19 protein-coding genes are annotated in these 17,921 nt (G+C 54.6%); all 19 read left to right on the top strand.

Going from position 1 to position 17,921, the window contains the following annotated elements; genetic code table 11:
- The first annotated feature begins 70 nt into the window (after positions 1-70).
- The 19 genes from IV91_RS0101035 (at position 71) to IV91_RS0100945 (ending at position 17,351) form a co-directional block, all read left to right on the top strand.
- Positions 71-382, top strand: coding sequence for a TrbC/VirB2 family type IV secretion system protein (locus tag IV91_RS0101035; RefSeq protein WP_031595328.1), 312 nt, complete (start codon positions 71-73; stop codon positions 380-382).
- 10 nt (positions 383-392) lie between these two features.
- Positions 393-704, top strand: a complete 312-nt coding sequence (locus IV91_RS0101030) for a TrbC/VirB2 family type IV secretion system protein (RefSeq protein ID WP_051861796.1) — start codon at positions 393-395, stop codon at positions 702-704.
- On the top strand, positions 704-904 hold the full coding sequence (locus IV91_RS17775; RefSeq protein ID WP_150112336.1) for a hypothetical protein: 201 nt from the start codon (positions 704-706) through the stop codon (positions 902-904). The genes IV91_RS0101030 and IV91_RS17775 overlap by 1 nt, the downstream gene beginning before the upstream one ends.
- A complete protein-coding gene (gene trbD, locus IV91_RS0101020; RefSeq protein ID WP_031595324.1) occupies positions 901-1,200 on the top strand; it encodes a conjugal transfer protein TrbD in 300 nt (99 codons plus the stop codon). The genes IV91_RS17775 and trbD overlap by 4 nt, the downstream gene beginning before the upstream one ends.
- Positions 1,200-3,647 carry a VirB4 family type IV secretion/conjugal transfer ATPase gene (locus IV91_RS0101015; protein ID WP_031595322.1) on the top strand — a complete coding sequence of 816 codons (2,448 nt, stop codon included), beginning with the start codon at positions 1,200-1,202 and terminating at the stop codon, positions 3,645-3,647. The genes trbD and IV91_RS0101015 overlap by 1 nt, the downstream gene beginning before the upstream one ends.
- A 1-nt stretch (position 3,648) precedes the next feature.
- Positions 3,649-3,873, top strand: coding sequence for a hypothetical protein (locus IV91_RS0101010; RefSeq protein ID WP_031595320.1), 225 nt, complete (start codon positions 3,649-3,651; stop codon positions 3,871-3,873).
- A gap of 18 nt (positions 3,874-3,891) precedes the next feature.
- On the top strand, positions 3,892-5,259 hold the full coding sequence (locus tag IV91_RS0101005) for a hypothetical protein (RefSeq protein ID WP_150112335.1): 1,368 nt from the start codon (positions 3,892-3,894) through the stop codon (positions 5,257-5,259).
- Positions 5,260-5,270: 11 nt separating this feature from the next.
- The gene (locus IV91_RS0101000) at positions 5,271-6,011 is read left to right on the top strand and encodes a TrbJ/VirB5 family protein (RefSeq protein ID WP_150112334.1); all 741 of its coding nucleotides are present in this window, start codon (positions 5,271-5,273) and stop codon (positions 6,009-6,011) included.
- A gap of 10 nt (positions 6,012-6,021) precedes the next feature.
- On the top strand, positions 6,022-7,449 hold the full coding sequence (gene trbL / locus IV91_RS0100995) for a P-type conjugative transfer protein TrbL (RefSeq protein ID WP_031595314.1): 1,428 nt from the start codon (positions 6,022-6,024) through the stop codon (positions 7,447-7,449).
- A gap of 4 nt (positions 7,450-7,453) precedes the next feature.
- Complete coding sequence (locus IV91_RS0100990) at positions 7,454-7,693, top strand: hypothetical protein (RefSeq protein WP_031595312.1); 240 nt, start codon at positions 7,454-7,456, stop codon at positions 7,691-7,693.
- Entirely contained in the window at positions 7,686-8,345 is a 660-nt protein-coding gene (locus IV91_RS0100985) for a VirB8/TrbF family protein (protein WP_031595310.1), read from the top strand. The genes IV91_RS0100990 and IV91_RS0100985 overlap by 8 nt, the downstream gene beginning before the upstream one ends.
- A gap of 11 nt (positions 8,346-8,356) precedes the next feature.
- Positions 8,357-9,325, top strand: a complete 969-nt coding sequence (locus tag IV91_RS0100980; RefSeq protein ID WP_035416939.1) for a TrbG/VirB9 family P-type conjugative transfer protein — start codon at positions 8,357-8,359, stop codon at positions 9,323-9,325.
- Between the two features lie 8 nt (positions 9,326-9,333).
- Positions 9,334-10,653: a TraB/TrbI/VirB10 family type IV secretion system protein gene (locus IV91_RS16580; RefSeq protein WP_051861794.1), complete on the top strand. Its 1,320-nt coding sequence runs from the start codon at positions 9,334-9,336 to the stop codon at positions 10,651-10,653.
- Positions 10,654-10,672: 19 nt separating this feature from the next.
- A complete protein-coding gene (locus IV91_RS19485) occupies positions 10,673-10,798 on the top strand; it encodes a hypothetical protein (RefSeq protein ID WP_267880961.1) in 126 nt (41 codons plus the stop codon).
- 71 nt (positions 10,799-10,869) lie between these two features.
- On the top strand, positions 10,870-11,616 hold the full coding sequence (locus IV91_RS0100965; protein WP_031595304.1) for a hypothetical protein: 747 nt from the start codon (positions 10,870-10,872) through the stop codon (positions 11,614-11,616).
- Positions 11,613-12,437: a hypothetical protein gene (locus IV91_RS0100960; protein WP_031595302.1), complete on the top strand. Its 825-nt coding sequence runs from the start codon at positions 11,613-11,615 to the stop codon at positions 12,435-12,437. The genes IV91_RS0100965 and IV91_RS0100960 overlap by 4 nt, the downstream gene beginning before the upstream one ends.
- The gene (locus IV91_RS0100955) at positions 12,434-15,250 is read left to right on the top strand and encodes a tyrosine-protein kinase family protein (RefSeq protein ID WP_084189817.1); all 2,817 of its coding nucleotides are present in this window, start codon (positions 12,434-12,436) and stop codon (positions 15,248-15,250) included. Before IV91_RS0100960 ends, IV91_RS0100955 begins: the two co-directional genes overlap by 4 nt.
- Complete coding sequence (locus IV91_RS17770; RefSeq protein ID WP_150112333.1) at positions 15,247-16,179, top strand: hypothetical protein; 933 nt, start codon at positions 15,247-15,249, stop codon at positions 16,177-16,179. Before IV91_RS0100955 ends, IV91_RS17770 begins: the two co-directional genes overlap by 4 nt.
- Complete coding sequence (locus tag IV91_RS0100945) at positions 16,176-17,351, top strand: N-6 DNA methylase (protein ID WP_031595296.1); 1,176 nt, start codon at positions 16,176-16,178, stop codon at positions 17,349-17,351. The genes IV91_RS17770 and IV91_RS0100945 overlap by 4 nt, the downstream gene beginning before the upstream one ends.
- The last annotated feature ends 570 nt before the right edge of the window (positions 17,352-17,921 follow it).

Raw genomic sequence — 17,921 nt, 5'->3', positions numbered from 1 at the left:
GTGGACACTTTGCAGAATAGATATAAGAGCCTCCGATTTCCGGAAGCCGTATCAGAGCGAAGGGACTGAAATGAAGAAAGCATTGACCCGCATCCCAGCCGCCATTCTGGCGCTGCTGGCCGCACAAAACGCATTCGCGACTGGTAGCGGCGGCCTGCCATGGGACAGCGCCATCACGACGTTGTCGGGCGATTTGACCGGACCTGTCGCGACCGGTATCAGCGTAATCGCATTTCTTGCCGCCGGCGCGGCACTGGTGTTCGGCGAAGAACTGGGCGGCATCGCCAAGAAGCTGATGTACGTCGTTCTGGGCGTGGCGTTCATTGTGCTCGGCAACAAATTCCTGTCAGTCCTCGGCCTGACCGGCACCATGGTGTTTTGAGGAGGCCGCCATGAAGAAATTATTCACCCGCATTACGACAGCCATCCTTGCGTTGCTGGCCGCACAAAGCGCATTCGCGACGGGCACCGGCGGCCTGCCATGGGACAGCGCCATCACCACTTTGCAGGGTGATCTGACAGGACCTGTTGCGACCGGCATCAGCGTGATCGCATTTCTTGCCGCAGGCGCCGCTCTGGTGTTCGGCGAAGAACTGGGCGGCATCGCCAAGAAGCTGATGTACGTCGTTCTGGGTGTGGCCTTCATTGTTTTGGGCAACAGTTTCCTGTCAGCCCTCGGCCTGACCGGCGCTATGGTGCTGTAATGCGCACCGCTATACGGGAGCGCGCCATGGATCACCACGACATTCCGGGCGACCAGCCGCCTGCTTTGACCGACATCCTGTCGCAGGTGGTGCAAGCCTTGGTGGATCAGGGGCATGAGGTTCCGGAAATCACGCAGGCCATGCGCTATGTCGCTGACATGACTGATCTGATCGACCGGGTTTATGGAGACAAAATGTGAGCAACGATTACAGTACGCCGATTCATGACTCGCTCAACCGACCCATCCTGTTGATGGGCGGCGAGCGCAACCTGGTATTGATGCTGGCGGTCATCGCCGGCGTTTTCATCTTTTCGTTGGCGCATGTGTGGGCGGCAGTCATGGGCGTCACCATGTGGATGATCGGCCAGTGGGCGTTAAGCCGCGCTGCCACTTATGACCCTCAGCTGTCGCAAACCGGCATCCGGGCAATGAAGTACAAACGCTACTACCCGGCGCAGGCCACACCGTTTGCGCCACAGCGGGAGATGAAATAATGCGCGAATTGACCGAATTCCGCACCAAAGCCTATGGATTGCCGGATCTGCTGCCGTGGGCGGCGCTGGTGGATGACGGAATCGTTCTCACCAAAAACGGCGGCTTGATCGCCGGCTGGGAATACCGGGGGCCTGATCTGGATTCTGCAACCAGTGAAGAGCTCAAGGCTATGTCCGCGCGCATCAACACCGCCCTGAAACTGGGTGACGGCTGGGTGATCCATTGCGACGCCCTGCGCGGCATGGCGCCGGGCTACGCGAAGTCAGGTGCGTTTCCTGACCGCACCACGCGCTTGATCGATGAAATGCGCCGCGCAGCGCATGAAGGGATTCATGCCGGATATGCCAGCCGCTTTGTTCTGATCGTGACCTGGTTCCCCATGCCGGATGCGGCAAGCAAGACCGCTGATCTTTTTGTGGATGGTCGCATCACGGGTACGGCCAGCCGCAATCTGGAACGCTTCCATGAACAGATCCGCGAACTGGAAAGCCGGTTGTCCAGCTTGCTGCATATCCGCAGGCTGGCGGACTCGTTGGATGATCGCACCGGCGCCATTACCAGTCCCTTATTGTCCTATCTGGAACAGTGCGTCACTCTTGCCCCGCAAGCGCGTCCCATGGTCATGGCTGAAGCACCGATGTATCTGGATGCGATTATCGGCGCGCATGATCTGGTGACGGGCTTCGTGCCCCGCGTAGATGGCCGGCACGTCTGCTGTGTCGGCCTGACCGGCCTGCCCGGGCACAGCTTTCCGGGGATACTGGATTTTCTCTCCCGCTTGCCGGTGACGTACCGGTGGAGCAACCGCTTCATTTATCTGGATCCCGGCCAGGCCGATAAACTGCTGAACAAGTACCGCAGCCGCTGGGCGCAAAAGCGCAAGAGCATGTTGAATGTGATGCGCGAGAACTCCGGCGGCCAGGCCACGCACATCAACGCCGATGCCGACCGCATGGCCACCGATGCGGTACAAGCGCTGTCCGAGGCATCCAGCGGCATGGTGCTGTACGGGTATTACACCAGCGTGCTGCTGCTGTCGCATGACAATGCGGCCATGCTGGATGAAATCACCCGCGAGGTCGTCAAGCATATCGAAAACCGGGGCTTCGGCGCGCGCGTCGAAGAAGTCAACAGCATAGAAGCGTATCTGGGCACGCACCCCGGCAACACCAGCGCCAACGTGCGCCGGCCGCTGATCCACACGCTGAATCTGGCGCATCTCTTACCCTTCACCTCGGTCTGGGCCGGCCTTGACAAGAACCCGTGCCCGTTCTATCCGCCCGACAGTCCGCCGTTGCTGTATGCCAAGACCGATGGCAGCACGCCGTTTCGCCTCTGCTTGCATAGCGGAGATCTGGGGCATGCCGTGATTCTCGGACCCACCGGCTCCGGCAAATCAACCTTGCTGGCCACACTGGTCGCCCAGCAATTCCGCTATCCGAATGCGCAGGTATTCGCGTTCGACAAGGGCTATTCGATGCTGCCGTTGGTGTGGGCGGCCGGCGGCCAGCATTACGACATTGCAGGCGAGCATGGCGAATTGGCCTTCTGTCCATTGGGGCGGGTGAATGAAGTCAATGAACAGGTCTGGGCTGCCGAATGGCTGGAACAGCTGTGTGAATTGCAGGGCGTCAAAATCCTGCCACACCACAGGCAGGAAATCTTCCGTGCCGTGGTGCAGCTTGGCAAATCAACCGACGCCATGACGCAACGGACAATGACCAATTTTCTGGTGCTGCTGCAGGACCAGGTGCTGCGTGACGCTTTGCAATCCTACACCCTGCGCGGCATGGCGGGGCATCTCCTGGATGCGGAAACGGACAGCCTGGCCAATGACCCGTTCCAGGTGTTCGAGATGGAACACCTGATGAACAAGGGCGACAAGCTGGTGCTGCCGGTGCTCACCTACTTGTTCCATCGCATCGAGCAGCGCTTCCAGGGGCAACCCACGCTGCTGGTGCTGGACGAAGCCTGGATCATGCTCGGGCACCCGGCATTCAAGGCCAAAATCCGCGAGTGGCTGAAAGTCTTGCGCAAAGCCAACGTGGCGGTGGTGTTCGCCACGCAAAGCCTCACCGATCTGGTCAGATCCGGCATCGCGGATGTGATCTTTGAATCGTGCCCGACCAAGATACTGCTGCCCAACCCCGAAGCGCAAACCGACAACATCCGGCCGCTGTACGAAGGCATTGGACTCAATGCCCGGCAGATCGAGATTCTGGCCATGGCCACACCCAAACGGCAGTACTACGTCATACATCCGGATGGTCGACGCCTCTTCGAGCTGGGATTGTCCGGTGCCGAGCTGGCGTTTGTCGGCGCATCGGGCAAGGAAGACATCGCGCGGATCCGGACATTGCGCGATCAACTGGGCAATGCGTGGCCGGCGCAATGGCTGCGCGAGCGTGGATTATCCAAGGCTGCAGCCACATGGGAAGGGTATTGATATGGAATCGTATGCAGAATTTGTGGACGAGCTGGTTGGTTTGGGGTTTGCAAACAGCGACGACATTCTGCATGGCGCCATGATGTGTTCTCTGGAAACGCTGATTACGGCCGGGTTTTCATTGGAGTCGATAAAAATCGCACTGGTTCGAACCGTCGCATTTGTGGACGCGCTGGATTACGAATTGTCCATTGCAGGCGCAGGAAAAAGTCTTTTCAAACATTGAATGTCAGGAGGTTTTGAGATGAAAAAGCAACTGTTACTGGTCATGCTGGCGAGCGCGCCAGCCCTGGCATTGGCGGATACGACTGCACCGGCGCCGGCGCCCAATCCGGCGGCTCAGGATGCCCTGAACTCGGCCGCGAGCGACAACGCCAATGGCGGATACAATGCCGGCGTGGATTACTTTGCAGGACAGGCGTATCAGGCGGCGGCATTCACCGCGCAGGACATCGCCAACCAGGACACCACGCAGGCCAATGCGTCGTATGACAGTTACGACTGGCAGCAGGCGGCCAGTGAAGCGCAGTCCGTGGCTGACGGCCAGACGACGCTGTCACTGGATCAGTCATCCATAACGCAACAGGACGAGACTACCGAAAACACCGGCTATACCAACGAAGTGAACGCGGTGCCCGGCGTGCAGCAGGCGAACGACAGCGCGGTGCAGTCGTCGGTGAACAGCAGCGCCAGCAGTTCGATGGGCAGTGTCACCAGTTCAACCGGCGTGCAGCAGGGGCAGGTGTCGATGATCTATGACACCAGCTACATTCTGGCGGGTGCTGCGACACAAGCCTTGATGAACGGATTGTCCACCAGCGGCTTCCAGGCGAATATCGACGCGACCGAAGCCGAATTGCTGGCGATAGCCGACACCGCGTCATTCAATTATTCGGGCGCGGCCTACGAGGCCTCGGTCAATGCCAGCGACCAGGCAACAGCGGACGCGGATTATGCCGCCAACGTCGCTGCAGCACCCACCATGAGCTTGGCACTCGATGGCGCGGCGCTCACCACGGCATTATCCGATGCGAGCCAGCAACTGCAGCAGATCCAGTCATTGACCGGCGTCACGCAAGGCCAGACTGCGGGCGCGACATCGACTGCGCAGGCAACGCAGCAGACCAGCGCCACCACCGGTGTCACGCAGGGACAGACCGCCGGCATGGTCAGCACGGATACGTCCTACACCAGTGCTGCCGACAGTCAGCAAACCACGCTGAACAATACCAGCCAGCAGAATGAAAACGATGGCTGGAATGCCGCCCAATCCTGGCAGGCAGGTCTCAATGCGCAATACGCCGAGCAGGCGGCAATGACCATCGAGCAGTATGACGCCGGCATGGCCAGCAGCACCGGGGATCCAAACTCGGTATGGACGCAAGCTGAGGCCATCGCGCAAACCTCAGCCGACCAGCAGGCAAGCATTTATGACGCGCAGTCATCTGCACAGAACATCGCCACGACTGACGAAAACAGCACCTATGACACCGCAAATTCCACTGCATCGACCGTCAGCGACACACTGGATACGGCGGCGGGAAGTGCTGCGAGCAGCGATGCTCAGAACACCATCCAGCAGATCAGCGCCGCCACCGGCGTGACGCAATAAGGGGGATAACCATGAAAAGAATATTTTTTAAGTATCGTTTTAATATTAAAACGGTATTGAACATGAAGCCTAACCCTATTCTTGCCATGTTGCTGTTGGCATCCAGCATCCCGGCGCAGGCATCGGGATCGATTGCCGGTGCGACCTTCCCTGAACAGATCATTCAGGAAACCACGCTGGTCGAGCAATACGCGACACAAGCCGAGCAGCTGCAGGCGCAGTTCCAGCAGATCTACAACCAGGCCATCAACATGCAGACCATTCCGGTGCAGTTGTGGCCAAGCATATCGAGTGAACTGACCACGCTGGTGAATCTGGTGGGCAATGCGCAGGGATTGAGCTATGCCTCGCAGAACACGGTGTCGGCAATCCAGGCGCAATATGGCCAGCCCAATACGGCGCTCAGCAATTATGCGGGCAGTCTCGCCACCTGGACCTCGAACAACGATAACCAGATCGCGGCAACCCTGCAGCAATACAACCTGAATTCGCAGAACTATCAGACGGTGCAATCGGCGATGGCGAGCATTAACCAGGCCAGCCAGAATGCGGCCGGGCGCAAGGAAGTATTGCAGGCCGGCAACCAGATTTCCGGGCTGATGGTCAATCAGCTGCAGACATTGCAATCGGACATAGAAGCCGGTTCGCAGGCACAGCTCAATGCGCTGGCGGCGATATCGCACAGCCAGAACGATGCGGTGCAAAACATTCATCCGGTATTGTCGGCACCCATACAGCCCGGCGCATTCTGAGAAGACAGCCATGCGTAAAACCAACGGGCTGCTGATTGGATTGCTGGGTCTGGGCTTGTTTCTGCTGGCGACCGCCTCTCAAGCCGCGACGACCAATCCGGGCGGCTCCGGATATCTGGACACGATTGCCGGTAATTTCCAGTCGGCGACCACAGGCTGGATGACGACGGCGCAAGGGTATGCCCTGCATATTTTTGCGAGCCTTGCCGTGCTGGATCTCGCCTGGTGGGGTATCAAGAATATCCTCAAGAAAAACGACCTGGCGGACTTCATTGGCGGCGCCACGCTCAAGATTTCGTCGATCTTCTTCTTTTACACCATCGTATCCTACGCACCGACCTGGATGCCGTTGATCACATCCAGTTTCATGCAGATGGGGCAAGGCATTGGTGGGGCTGCAGGCGCCACCACGCCATCCGGGATCATGTCCGAAGCCTTCAGCGTGATTTCCACGCTGTGGACAACGGTCGAGGCGAACACCGGCTGGGATCATCTTGGCAACAGCGTGTTGTTCGCGCTGGTTGCGGTCGTGACTTCTGTTTTCGGGTTGATCGGATTCGGCCTGGTTGCCTTGCAGTTGTTCATGACGCAAATCGAAATGTACCTGGTGGGTGGGGCGGGTCTTGTGATGCTTGGGTTCACCGGCTCCGGCATGACCAGCAGTTTCGGCGAGAAGTATATCGGCTACATGATCAGCATCGGGATCAAGCTGTTGGTGATCTACGCCATAGTCGGGCTTGGGCAAAACGTGATCAACAGTGAAATTGCTTACATCAACGCCTGGACATCCGCAACACCGCCGCTGGATCTGTTGTCGGTGGGCGCCACCATGCTGATTTACGGAGTCATCGGCATGCAGGTGCCGGGACTTGCCGGCAGCCTGATGAACGGCTCACCCAACATGAGTCTCGGCAATGTTGCGGGAGGTGCCGCTGCGATTGCGGGTGGCGTTGCGGCTGCAGGTGCTGCCGCCGTGGCAGGCGCTGCTGGTGCTGCGCAGGGGCTGGCCAAGATGGCCGATCTGGTGGGCGCCGGAGCAGGTGGTGCCGCTGGCGCCGGAGCTGGCGGCATTGGCGGCGCTGAAAGCCTGGCGGCAATGAGTTCGATGACCGGTTCTGCATCCAGTGCCGGCGCAACATCCGCAGGAATTGGCGATGCGACCGGCGCAGCCGCAAGCCAGTCCGCCGGCGCTGGTTCGACTGCCGCGCCGCCTTCTGTATCTGCACCGGCTTCCGGCGCCACCGACGCGCTGGGTGCAGGCACGCAGTCCGGATCGGGAACGACAGGTGCGGGATCCGAAGATGCGGCATCCCAGGGCAAAAACCACTGGAAAGCCATGGGCGACCAGCTGGGCAACCTGGCCAGCAAAAAAGACGACATTGCCCGCCACGAAGGCAGTACCGGCGGGATCCAGATCCGCTTGAACCATACGGAATAAGCCTGTGAACTGGCGCAAGGGATTTCAGAACGAGTTTGGCAACCGGGTTTCATGGCTCGTTCAAAACGATAGAAAAACGGTCGTCATCGGACTGATCAAGCTGGTCAATGCCATATGGTTCGCCGGGTTATGGCAGGCCGGATTTGCTATCAACGGGTCATTGTTTGTCTGGTTGGTGTTTTTCGTTGTTTCAATAGTGATTGCAGCCAGGCTGGATTTTTATCAAGGAGAGAAAAATGGCTGACGCCAACCCGTATCTGAATGCGCGGCGCGAGTGGGACGAACGCTATGGCGATGCGCTCGCTCGCGCAAAAAACTGGCGCATGGCGGCCTTCGCAAGTCTCGCCATCGCCGGCGTGGCAGTCTTGGGCATCACCTACATCGGCGCGCAAAGCAAGATCAAGCCGTTTGTGGTGGCGATCGACAAAATGGGCAATCCCATTGCGATGGCGCAACCCGTGACCGGTGGTGCGATCAATCAGCGCATTGTGGAAGCGCAGGTGGCGAACTGGCTGTGGAACGCGCGCAGCGTGCTATCGGATCCCGCCGCCCAGAAAATCCTGATCGGCCGGGTGTACGCCATGCTGGGCAGTGACGCTGCCGGATACCTGAACCAATACTATTCGGCGCATCCGCCATTCGGATATGTGGCGAACGTCACGATCACGAGCGTGCTACCCATCAGTCGCGATACCTACCAGATCAACTGGGATGAAGTCACGGTTCAGAACGGGCAGCCACAACCTGCCCAGCACTGGAAAGCCAACATCACGACAGCCCAGGATCCCAAGCTCGCTGACAACCCGCAAGTCATGCTGGACAACCCGCTGGGCTTGTTCATCAAAAACGTCACTTGGACGCCAGTCGTATCCGGCGCCGCAGAAGCCACAAACTGAAAGGATTAACGATGAAACAAGCCCTGATTCCCTTGCTGCTGCTTGCCATGGCAGGCAGCGCACAAGCCGACACGTCTCAAGCTCAAACCGATGAATCCCCGCTGGCCAGAACCTCATCGTGGCCGACAGCGGACATTTCCCAGACCAGCCATCAGCTTTATCAGCTGAAAGAACCGATACCACTCTCCGCCCGCGCGACCGCATTGGCCTCGGCGGAATGGCTTAAAACCGGCTTCGCGCCCAGCATGGTGGGCACCAACGGGCAGGTGATGTATCCGTATGGTCAAAGCCACCCCGCGATCACCTGCGCGCCGGAACACATCTGCGTGCTGCAGCTGCTGCCGGATGAACACATCACCAACCTCAGCATCGGCGACAGCGTGCGCTGGCTGATCCAGCCCGCTATGGCCGGCAACCGTCCGGTGGTGGTGATCAAACCGACGGTGGCGGGACTCAACACCAATCTGGTGGTGACCACGGACGCCGGGCGCGTGTATTACATCACGCTGGTCTCCAACCGGCACGATTATGTGCCGCTGGTGGGCTTTTATGACCCGCAGCAGCTGGTGATCAACATGCAGCAGCAGGCCGAGGCAGCAAAAGCTGCCGAACAGGCGAAGATCGAGGCGCAGAAACAGGCAGTGGTGGCCCCAATGGGCACCATTGACCCGGCCACGCTGGATTTCAACTTCGCTTGCAAGCCCGGCCACGGATCCGACGATGAAGATTTCAAGCCGGTGCGCATCTTTGCCGGCAATGGCCACACCTATCTGCAAATGCCGGCCGGCATGAAAGACGCCGACAAGCCTGCGGTGTTCAATTTCCGCGACAAACAGACGGAATTGATGAACAGCCGACTGGTGCACGACTATGTGGTGATTGATGGCCTGCCGCAGAAATTCGAGCTGGTGGTGGGCGTGGGCGACAACGCGCGCAGCGAAGTCTGCGAACACAATCCTAAAACCGGCCTGTTTGATTGAGGTGAGCCATGGAACATCAGGAACCTATTGACCGCCCGGATGAAAAGCTGCTGTCGCAGGATGTGGACGGTGCGACAGCCAGGCCGGCGCTCAGCATCAAGGGCGCGCCCAGAACCGGGGGTGCCAGGATTGGCAAGAACTTCAAGAAAGTCGCGTTTGTGGTGATCGGCATGATTGCCGGCGGGATTGTGATCGGCGTCATGACGGCCGGACAGCAAAAGGCCAACAAAGCCGGGGATGAAACCGACACGGCCTCACAAGGCGTCGGGCAAGTCAAACCACCCATCGAGCAGATGCAGAAAGCTGCGGCGAATTCAGCAGCGACTACCGGCACCGGGACGACAAATGCGCCGACAGCATCAACGTCAGCGGCAAGCGCGTCCAATCCGTTTACCGCAAAATCTCAAGCAGGTGCCAACCTGCAAGCAGGCAGGGGGCAGCCACTGTCGCCAGATCAGGAATACCGGAAATGGCTGGTCGAGCAACGCTACAAAGACAGAGAAGGCCAGATACTTGCAGCGCAAAGTGCCACGCTGGCCAAGATTTCGCCTGCGGAGTCGCTTATGAGCGGTGGGCAACAGCCCATAAGCAAAGAAACGCCTTCCAGCCAACCCGCACTTTCAAAAGAGCCCGCAAAGAACCTGCAGGCACCGCAAACTGCCCAGGCACAAAATCAGGCGTTTCTGGATGCGCAGAACAAGGATGACAACGGCTATCTGGCATCCGCCGTACAGCCTGCCATCAACAACCATGAACTGTTTGCCGGGTCAGTCATCCCCGCGACTTTGCTCAGCGGTATCAACAGCGACCTGCCTGGTGCAATCAGCGCAGAGGTTCGGCAGACCGTGTATGACAGCCTGAATCCGGACATTGTCCTGATTCCCCAAGGCACCAGAATCGTCGGCTTATATAGTAGCGGCGTCGCCTATGGCCAGCAGCGCGTGCTGGTGGCCTGGAACCAGCTCATCTACCCGAATGGTGCGATGATCAATCTGAAAGGAATGGGAGGCACAGACGAACAGGGGCAGGCTGGATTCCATGACCAGGTCGATAACCACTACATGCGCATCTTCGGCAGCGCGATTCTGATGAGCTTGCTGGGCGCTGGCGCAGAACTGTCGCAACCACAGAACTCCAGCGCGCTGACAACGCCAACAGCGATGCAAATGGGCACGGCCGCCATGGCGCAGCAGTTGAACACGGTCGGAACGAACTTGCTCAACAAAAATCTCAACATTCAACCCACGCTGAATATCAGGCCAGGTTATGCGTTTGACGTATTCGTGAACCACACCATGATTTTGCCGCCGTATAGGGTGAACCAGTGAGATGGTGGGCGGGAATACCATGAGAGCCTTGCTTGAGTGCGCATTTCAGCCGATTGCCCACAAGAGTGGAAATGTGCATGCCTATGAGGCGCTGATGAGCGGTTCAGAGGGCATGGGCGTCCATTCCAGTGATTCATTGTTGTGATACTTAAGCGAAGATAGTGCATAATGGGGGCTAATATATTGCATTTATACGTAATAATATAAGGGGACGGAGTGTTTGAGCGGTGGAAAGCCAGCTACGAAAATGGCGACCTGAATGATCGAAAAATATTGCGTGAGGCTCTCGCATACCAGAATTATTTGGGTTCGCCTAGGCATATTCAAAGCGAGGTTGAAAAAGTCATAATGGTCGATGGTTGTGATGATCTATTGAATATTGGCATGTACCCCAACATGGCACAGTGCTGTCTCGGAACCGAAGTCCAATTTGAGGGGGAGGTAGCATACTTTGTACTCAAGAAGAAAACCTTGTTACCCAAGCCCGCCCCCTATGCAAATCAGAACCCAGATTTTTTGCAGGATACTGTGCTCAACCTTAGGCGAAAAGTCCTATTCATTAGTGATTGGACTGATGAAGCAAACGAGCTCGTTTTACACTCGCCTGACCAAGTAAACTGCGGTGAATTGGCAAGGGGGCTTGGTCTATGCGGGACGAATTGGAAGGAGGGCGAACGAATCACTATAATGGCCTTCAATGTGGAGAAGGTACACAAGACCACGTGGTTGGACAGTGGCTTAGTCTTCTTTTGGTATGCGGCTCCACACCAACTAAAATGCGGATTGGCTCGTAATTTGGAGACCGGTCTGCCTACCTTGAGAGAATGGGTACTTCCCAAGCAAGATGGGGCGTTCATGATTATGGATTACTGGGATCGGGAAGCGGAGCAGGATTATGATTTGTCTGCGAATAACTTGGGGGTAGACTACTGGAATGCCTGCGCCAAAGAGATACGACAATGAATGAACAAAAAATCTTGTCTATATTACGCGGCGAACAGGGAACAAACCCGAATATAGGTATTGAAGAAGATGATCTTCTTGAGAGGGCCTTTTTCGAAATGCCAAAGGCGGAATATAACGCTTTTTGGATCGCCCTATCAGATGCGATGAAGACCTTGGTTGCTAACAACGAAGGTATGCCGATGTATCTGGCGTGCCGCTTTATCTATAGTTTGAGTGATATTAAGCCCCCTCATTTGCCACCCCAAGAAAACCTGTTCGTTTTCCTACTTGAAGAACCAGTTGAAAACGCCCTGCCGCCTATCCTTGCAGGTAGGTTGCTAATCTTGCTTGTGCTCAAATTGGGTGATGCTGAATTTTGGAAACGGCAGATTGACGCAAGTATAAATAACTTGGGAAAACCTTATAGCACCTATGCAATGGCTGCGGTAGTTTATGCTTTTTTAGGTTGCAACCATTATTCCATCATCTCGGCGGAGGCGTGGGGGTGCCTGTTTATCGCGCTCTCCAAACTACCAAAATTACCACGTATGGAACTACTTGAATTGCTGGTTGGCGTAGAAAAAGAGACGAATGAACAGTTGAGGCTTCAAGAAGAGATTAATGTAGGATTATATACGCAGCGTACTTCTATGAAGAATGTCGAGTCTAGCCTAAATCAATCGTTAGCATCAGTGTTCCGAGCGTGGTTAGATAAAAACGAGCCTCATGATGCGATTGCTGAATGGCTGCGTGGAGAGTTACGCACTCATGTAATTGAAATGCGAATGTCTCCTCGCACATTTATGACAAACCAGAATCACATGCAGGCATTAGCATGAGCAATACTCGCTTTATAGCTTTTTATTCTTATAAGGGCGGTGTTGGACGCAGTCTGGCTCTGGCTAACTTGGCGTATGTCCTAGCTCGCGAAGGGCGTAAAGTACTAATTATTGACTTTGATCTTGAGGCTCCTGGTCAACATCAAAGCGATTTGTTCCGCTTAACCTCTCCTGGGCCAGGGGTTGTAGATATGTTGGATGACTATTTGGCCTACCGGACGCGGTTAAATTCTGGCGATACCATCGAACCTTACCATTTAAAATTGGAACGCTATTTGCGCATTAGTGAAGGTTGGCAGCCGCGCCGTGAACAGACGGAAAATGCCGAGTCTGGTAGCCTGTGGCTCATGCCCGCGGGTGAAGTGGATAGTACAGACTATCCACAACGTTTGGGGCGTTTGGACTGGGATCAATTTTATGAGCAGCAGGGGCGAGCTTTCTTCCGTTTGTTCAAGGCGGAGATTAGGCGGCAGGGTTTTGACGATGTACTGATTGACTCCCGCACTGGACTATCCGATGTATTCTACATCGCCACTTTGGAGTTGTCTGAGACTGTGGTGTGCGTAACCGGATACAACCGACAAAACATTCAAGGTACGCAACGTATTCTACAGGTACTGAAGGAGCCGAAAGCCATTGAGGAATACGGTTCCAAGCGGCTCATTCTCGTGGCCTCGCCCAATCCGGAATCTATCAGTTTACGAGATAAACAAGAACGACTCACAGAAATTGGTACGGAATACCAAGGATTTGAGTGCTTCAATCTAGAGCTGCCTTATGTCGCCGAGTTGGCGCTGCGCGAGAAAATACTGTGTCAAGTGGCTGCTGAATATGATCTTAGTAATGATTACACACGCGGTATCGATAAACTCAGGGAACTAATCGAACTTGACAATCCAATTGCCAGTGCAGTTCCTTCTCAAGAAGACAAGCCAGATAATCCCTTTGCGCTGACACGTAGCGATTACATTACTGCTGATGAAACTTGGCGCAATTTTGTTGATCCCGCGGGTACCATCATGCAAGACATGGATAGCTTTATGCCATTGCTAATATCTGGAGCACGCGGCTCTGGCAAGACCATGCTGGCACGACGGTTCTCACTGGAAGTGCAATTGGCTGAGCATCACGCTACAGATCGTCCTATCCTGCCAAAGGATTTTCCACGAATCGGCTTATACTTGCGTCCAGACGCGGATTTCCTGCACAGTTTTAACCAATCTGATGAATCTCTGCGTAATGATTTCGACCACCTTTTCGCTCAGTTCTTCGATATCCTGGTCGTGCGTAAAGCCTTAAATGCCTTGTTCGGCTTGGGTGGTCTCGCACAGTGGTGCGATGAGGCCGAACTATTTCAGGCACTGTGCGCCGAGTTCGGGGAATTCGATATCGCTATATCAGGATTACCTGCTTTTCTGGATTTTCTGGAAATCAGAATCCAGCGCATCCGTTTTTATCTGAACAATCCTTTTTCTCAACACCGCCCGGTCTTTACTCAGCCTAATGCTCTGATGAAATTACTTACTGAGCGTCTGCGGCGAACTGGACACTTCAACGGGCATCACTTTGTCGTGTTAGTTGACGAATATGAGAATTACGCCGACTACCAGCAGCGCATTGTTAACACCCGATTGAAGCAGAGTCGACGTGAAGATGCTGTCACCTACCGTCTATTTATGCGCAGCGGTGGTCTGCGTACCAGAGAGACCCTTGCACCGGGTCAGTTGATCGAAGAAACTCATGATTATCGTGAGCATGTTCTGGATCAAGAAATGGATTTCGATGCTTTTAAGGGCTATGCTTTAGCCGTTGCTAACCGCCATCTGGAGCGGCACCCCTATTTCCAGAAGAGGGCTTTGACCCGACTGGACGATATGTTGCAAGATCTGCCTCCCGAAGAAGAGGCGCGCCAGCTTGCGGGTGGTAGGCGTGCCTCACCATTGGTGGACTGGGTGAAAAATCACTATCCTCATCATGCCGCTGAGATCCTTGCTTGGATGGAAACGGAACAGGAACCTCTACGCCAAACCACTGCCATCGTTATGCTCAATCAAGGCAAGTCTGTGGATAGGGTGTTGACTGCCTTTCGTATTCAGAGCAAGGAAGCTAAAGATTGGTACCATAACTACAGCCGGGGAGCGCTGCATTGGCTATGTCGGCTCTACCATCAGGATAAACGTTATGCCGGAATTAATCAGGTGGTGGGATTATCTGGTAATACCATCCGAGTTTTTTTAGATTTCTGCCATGCTATTTTTGCTGAGTGGCAGGAGGCTGGGGGGGCTAGTCTTCCTATCCCACATGCTGTTCAGAATACGGCTATTCGGCGCCAAGTTGGCATTTTTCGCGAAAATTTGCGTTCCGCCGATCATTCTCCGCGCGAAGTGAATAATTTGTGCGAACGCTTGGGGCGATTGTTTGAGGCCAAACACAAAAGTCCGAAGCAGAGTGAACCAGAGGTCAATCACTTCGCGATTCCTGGACTAGACGAAGACGAACAGTGCAGACAATTAGAAAAGTGGCTTACCGATGCTTGGTACGAAGGGGCTTTACGACGAATTGAAGGTACCAAGCAGAAAAGCTTAGAGGATTTGCGCCTAACTGACTGGCAACTAGTGCCTTGGTTTGCACCATTGTTTAACCTATCCACCAGACGAAAGAAGAAACTTACCATTAAGCCGAATGAGTGTTACCAATTATTCGCCGGCGATCAGGAAGTTTGGTCCACATTGTTCAAACAGTTTGAGCGCAAATTTGAAGCAACCGCAGGTGATGAAAGCGATATAAGCGACAAACAAGGAAAACTGCTTTGAATCTAAACTCAGCTTTTCTCCCTGATGTAGCTGAAGCCGCTATTCGTACACTGGCATCTTGGAAATGGTTAGTCACTAGCGGGCAAGAGAGTACGGAAACTGAGGAGCGCCGAAGCTGGTGCATCAATCATTTCGGTGATTTAGCAAGATTGACATTGAAACGCACCCAGTCGGATATACCTTATCGCTTCACACTCTTCCATAATGACGTCGAGGAAGCTGTCAACTGGAACGAGCTCGGGCAACTAATCTCTAAGATTATTCCCGCTGGCGAGTCCATACTGCTGGATACCACCCATCTGAGTTTTGATACGCTCTTATATCTCCTACCCGCATTACGCGATTGCCAGCCTGCATCACTAGCTTGCTTATATGTTGCGCCAACCAATTTTGATGAAATACAAACTGATTCCTTGGAAGTACAAAATACATTGCCCATTGGTCAACCTAGGGGCTATGTCGCGCTGACTACTGAGGAAACTCGCCCTAACAGTCAGCATATGATCTTGCTTGGTTTTGATAGGGGCAGGGCTTGGAAATTCATCCAGCGTTATGACTGGGATGAAGCACATTTGCATTTATTGCTTGGTGATCCACCATTTGTGGACGGTGGAGACCAAATCGCTTTGGAGTCTTGCCAGCCGTGGTTGGAATCATTTCGCAAGCGTTCTCCCGATCATATCCACCGATTGGATGCCCGCGATCCCGAAATGGTGCAAGCATTTCTAAAACTTCGACTGGAAGAATCTCACTGGCTTGATATTGTACCTCTCGGTCCTAAGCCTATGCTTCTGGGTGTTCTCTGGTTTTATTTTGGCTTGTCTGAGCGTGACCAGGCACGGGTGCGTCTGCTTTATGATTTCTCAGAACAACGCGCCCGTCGATGTAATGGGGTCCAAATGGTTCATTTCTGGAGTTGCACCGTATGAACGCTTGGGCACAGTTTTATACCCCGCAGCCAGCAGGCCACCTGCTGGTAAACGCTATGCTGACTGATCAAGTTCAAACCGTGGTGGATATCGGTGTCGGTAGTGGACAGTTGTTACGGGCGGCGCAGGCGCGTTGGCAGGATGCACGCTTGTTTGCTGCCGATATAGACCCGCAGCACATCGTAGCAGCACGCACGTATTTCCCCAAGGCAGTTTGCCTACGTCTGGATGCATTGCATGTGTGCTTGCCGACCAAGTTGGGCTTGGCGGAAGGGCAAGCAGATGTGGCGGTCTGCAATCCACCCTATTTACCAGCTAGAGATATACCAGGTGTTTACGACATTCTGCGCGCTGCTGATTTACACGATTGCATATCCGCCAAGCGAATAACAACTGATATTGTATTTATTGCACAGAATCTGCGCCTGCTCCGAACCGGTGGTGAGTTGGCGGTGATAGTTCCAGATGGCTTGGCTACTCATAGCCACTACGCGGATTTGCGACAAGCGCTGTGCGAACGTCATGGCTTGTATCGGGTGATCCAGCTGCCGGATCGGTTCTTTGCCCGGACAGAAGCTCGCACCCACATTTTCTATTTGCGTAAACATGCGGAGCCAGTCAGTGACATTCGTCTGACAGGCGCCTCGCCAAATGGTGATTTGATGGAGGATGTAGTCATTCCAGCCGAGCTTGCGCGGACGCGACTGGATTATAGTTTTCATTCCGTGACGGATGGAAGTGGGGCTTCCGTCGTTACCCTCCGTGATTTGGGGGCTGAGATCGTAAGAGGAGCTCTTACTCATAAGGAGTGCGTGGCTAACAACCTATATTATTTTCATACCACCGACTTCAAGCGTTTCCCTAATAGGCTGGCGGTATACCCCGCTGCACCATCACTGCCGGAACGCTGGGTGGCAAAGCAGGGGGATATTTTACTGCCCCGCGTTGGTGCTCGCTGTTTGCACTATGCGGCCAAGGTGCGCTCAGGAAATCCCGTCTTAACTGATTGCGTTTACCGTATTCGGATCGAATCTGACTGGCGAAAAGCTGTCTGGAAGGCACTGTCTTCAGTAGATGGCGTTCTCTGGCGGCAACATGCTGCGCATGGGGTCTGTGCGCGGACGCTAGGCAAAGAAATGCTGCTAGATTTTCCTGTTCCGAATCTTGGTTAATGCATATGAAGCGTTGAGTTATATTCTGATTTGCAGAATCTAACTGCTTGCACAATTGTATTTTACGCATAAATTACGCATGAACATAATAACTTGTTGATTATTTTATATAGTTGATTCCGACACCGCGTACCATGTGGGAATAATCGGTTTCGGTGATGTAGATGAACGGCAATAACCCTGAGGTGACCAGCCGATCACGGATGACAGCGGGTAGCTGGAAAACTGTTCGGTCTGGGTTTTCACACTACATTCCGGAAACCATTTATTTATGGGGCGGATATTGTGCCGGGATATGAAACGGGACTGCCCGGACAACTACCAGTTTGTACTTTTGGGGAACAAACTGTAAATTGGGGAACAAATAAAATTGGGTGATTCGTCTGGAACCCCCGTGGTATATGGCTCCCCGACCTGGACTCGAACCAGGGACCTGCGGATTAACAGACCGTCGCTGCCCATTCCCGGAACAAACCCGCCAAGCCCACCCCTCCCGCTGAAGACGGACTGTTCTTCGACGAATCCAAACTCCCCGTGGAAACCATCACCCTGCCCTGCAAAGAGGCAGAG

The sequence above is a fragment of the Ferrovum myxofaciens genome (assembly GCF_000735045.1).
GTDB classification, from domain to species: Bacteria; Pseudomonadota; Gammaproteobacteria; order Burkholderiales; family Ferrovaceae; genus Ferrovum; species Ferrovum myxofaciens.
Note: the sequence above shows the minus strand (reverse complement) of the source record. Positions and strands in the feature narration are given on the sequence as shown.

Coding starts and splice junctions, on each gene's coding strand:
- IV91_RS0101005 (WP_150112335.1), top strand. CDS start 3,892: ATGAAAAAGCAACTGTTACTGGTCATGCTGGCGAGCGCGCCAGCCCTG.
- IV91_RS0100980 (WP_035416939.1), top strand. CDS start 8,357: ATGAAACAAGCCCTGATTCCCTTGCTGCTGCTTGCCATGGCAGGCAGC.
- IV91_RS0100960 (WP_031595302.1), top strand. CDS start 11,613: ATGAATGAACAAAAAATCTTGTCTATATTACGCGGCGAACAGGGAACA.
- IV91_RS19485 (WP_267880961.1), top strand. CDS start 10,673: ATGAGAGCCTTGCTTGAGTGCGCATTTCAGCCGATTGCCCACAAGAGT.
- IV91_RS0100945 (WP_031595296.1), top strand. CDS start 16,176: ATGAACGCTTGGGCACAGTTTTATACCCCGCAGCCAGCAGGCCACCTG.
- IV91_RS0101035 (WP_031595328.1), top strand. CDS start 71: ATGAAGAAAGCATTGACCCGCATCCCAGCCGCCATTCTGGCGCTGCTG.
- IV91_RS17775 (WP_150112336.1), top strand. CDS start 704: ATGCGCACCGCTATACGGGAGCGCGCCATGGATCACCACGACATTCCG.
- IV91_RS16580 (WP_051861794.1), top strand. CDS start 9,334: ATGGAACATCAGGAACCTATTGACCGCCCGGATGAAAAGCTGCTGTCG.
- IV91_RS0101010 (WP_031595320.1), top strand. CDS start 3,649: ATGGAATCGTATGCAGAATTTGTGGACGAGCTGGTTGGTTTGGGGTTT.
- IV91_RS0101015 (WP_031595322.1), top strand. CDS start 1,200: ATGCGCGAATTGACCGAATTCCGCACCAAAGCCTATGGATTGCCGGAT.
- IV91_RS0100985 (WP_031595310.1), top strand. CDS start 7,686: ATGGCTGACGCCAACCCGTATCTGAATGCGCGGCGCGAGTGGGACGAA.
- IV91_RS0100955 (WP_084189817.1), top strand. CDS start 12,434: ATGAGCAATACTCGCTTTATAGCTTTTTATTCTTATAAGGGCGGTGTT.
- IV91_RS0101000 (WP_150112334.1), top strand. CDS start 5,271: ATGAAAAGAATATTTTTTAAGTATCGTTTTAATATTAAAACGGTATTG.
- IV91_RS0101030 (WP_051861796.1), top strand. CDS start 393: ATGAAGAAATTATTCACCCGCATTACGACAGCCATCCTTGCGTTGCTG.
- trbL (WP_031595314.1), top strand. CDS start 6,022: ATGCGTAAAACCAACGGGCTGCTGATTGGATTGCTGGGTCTGGGCTTG.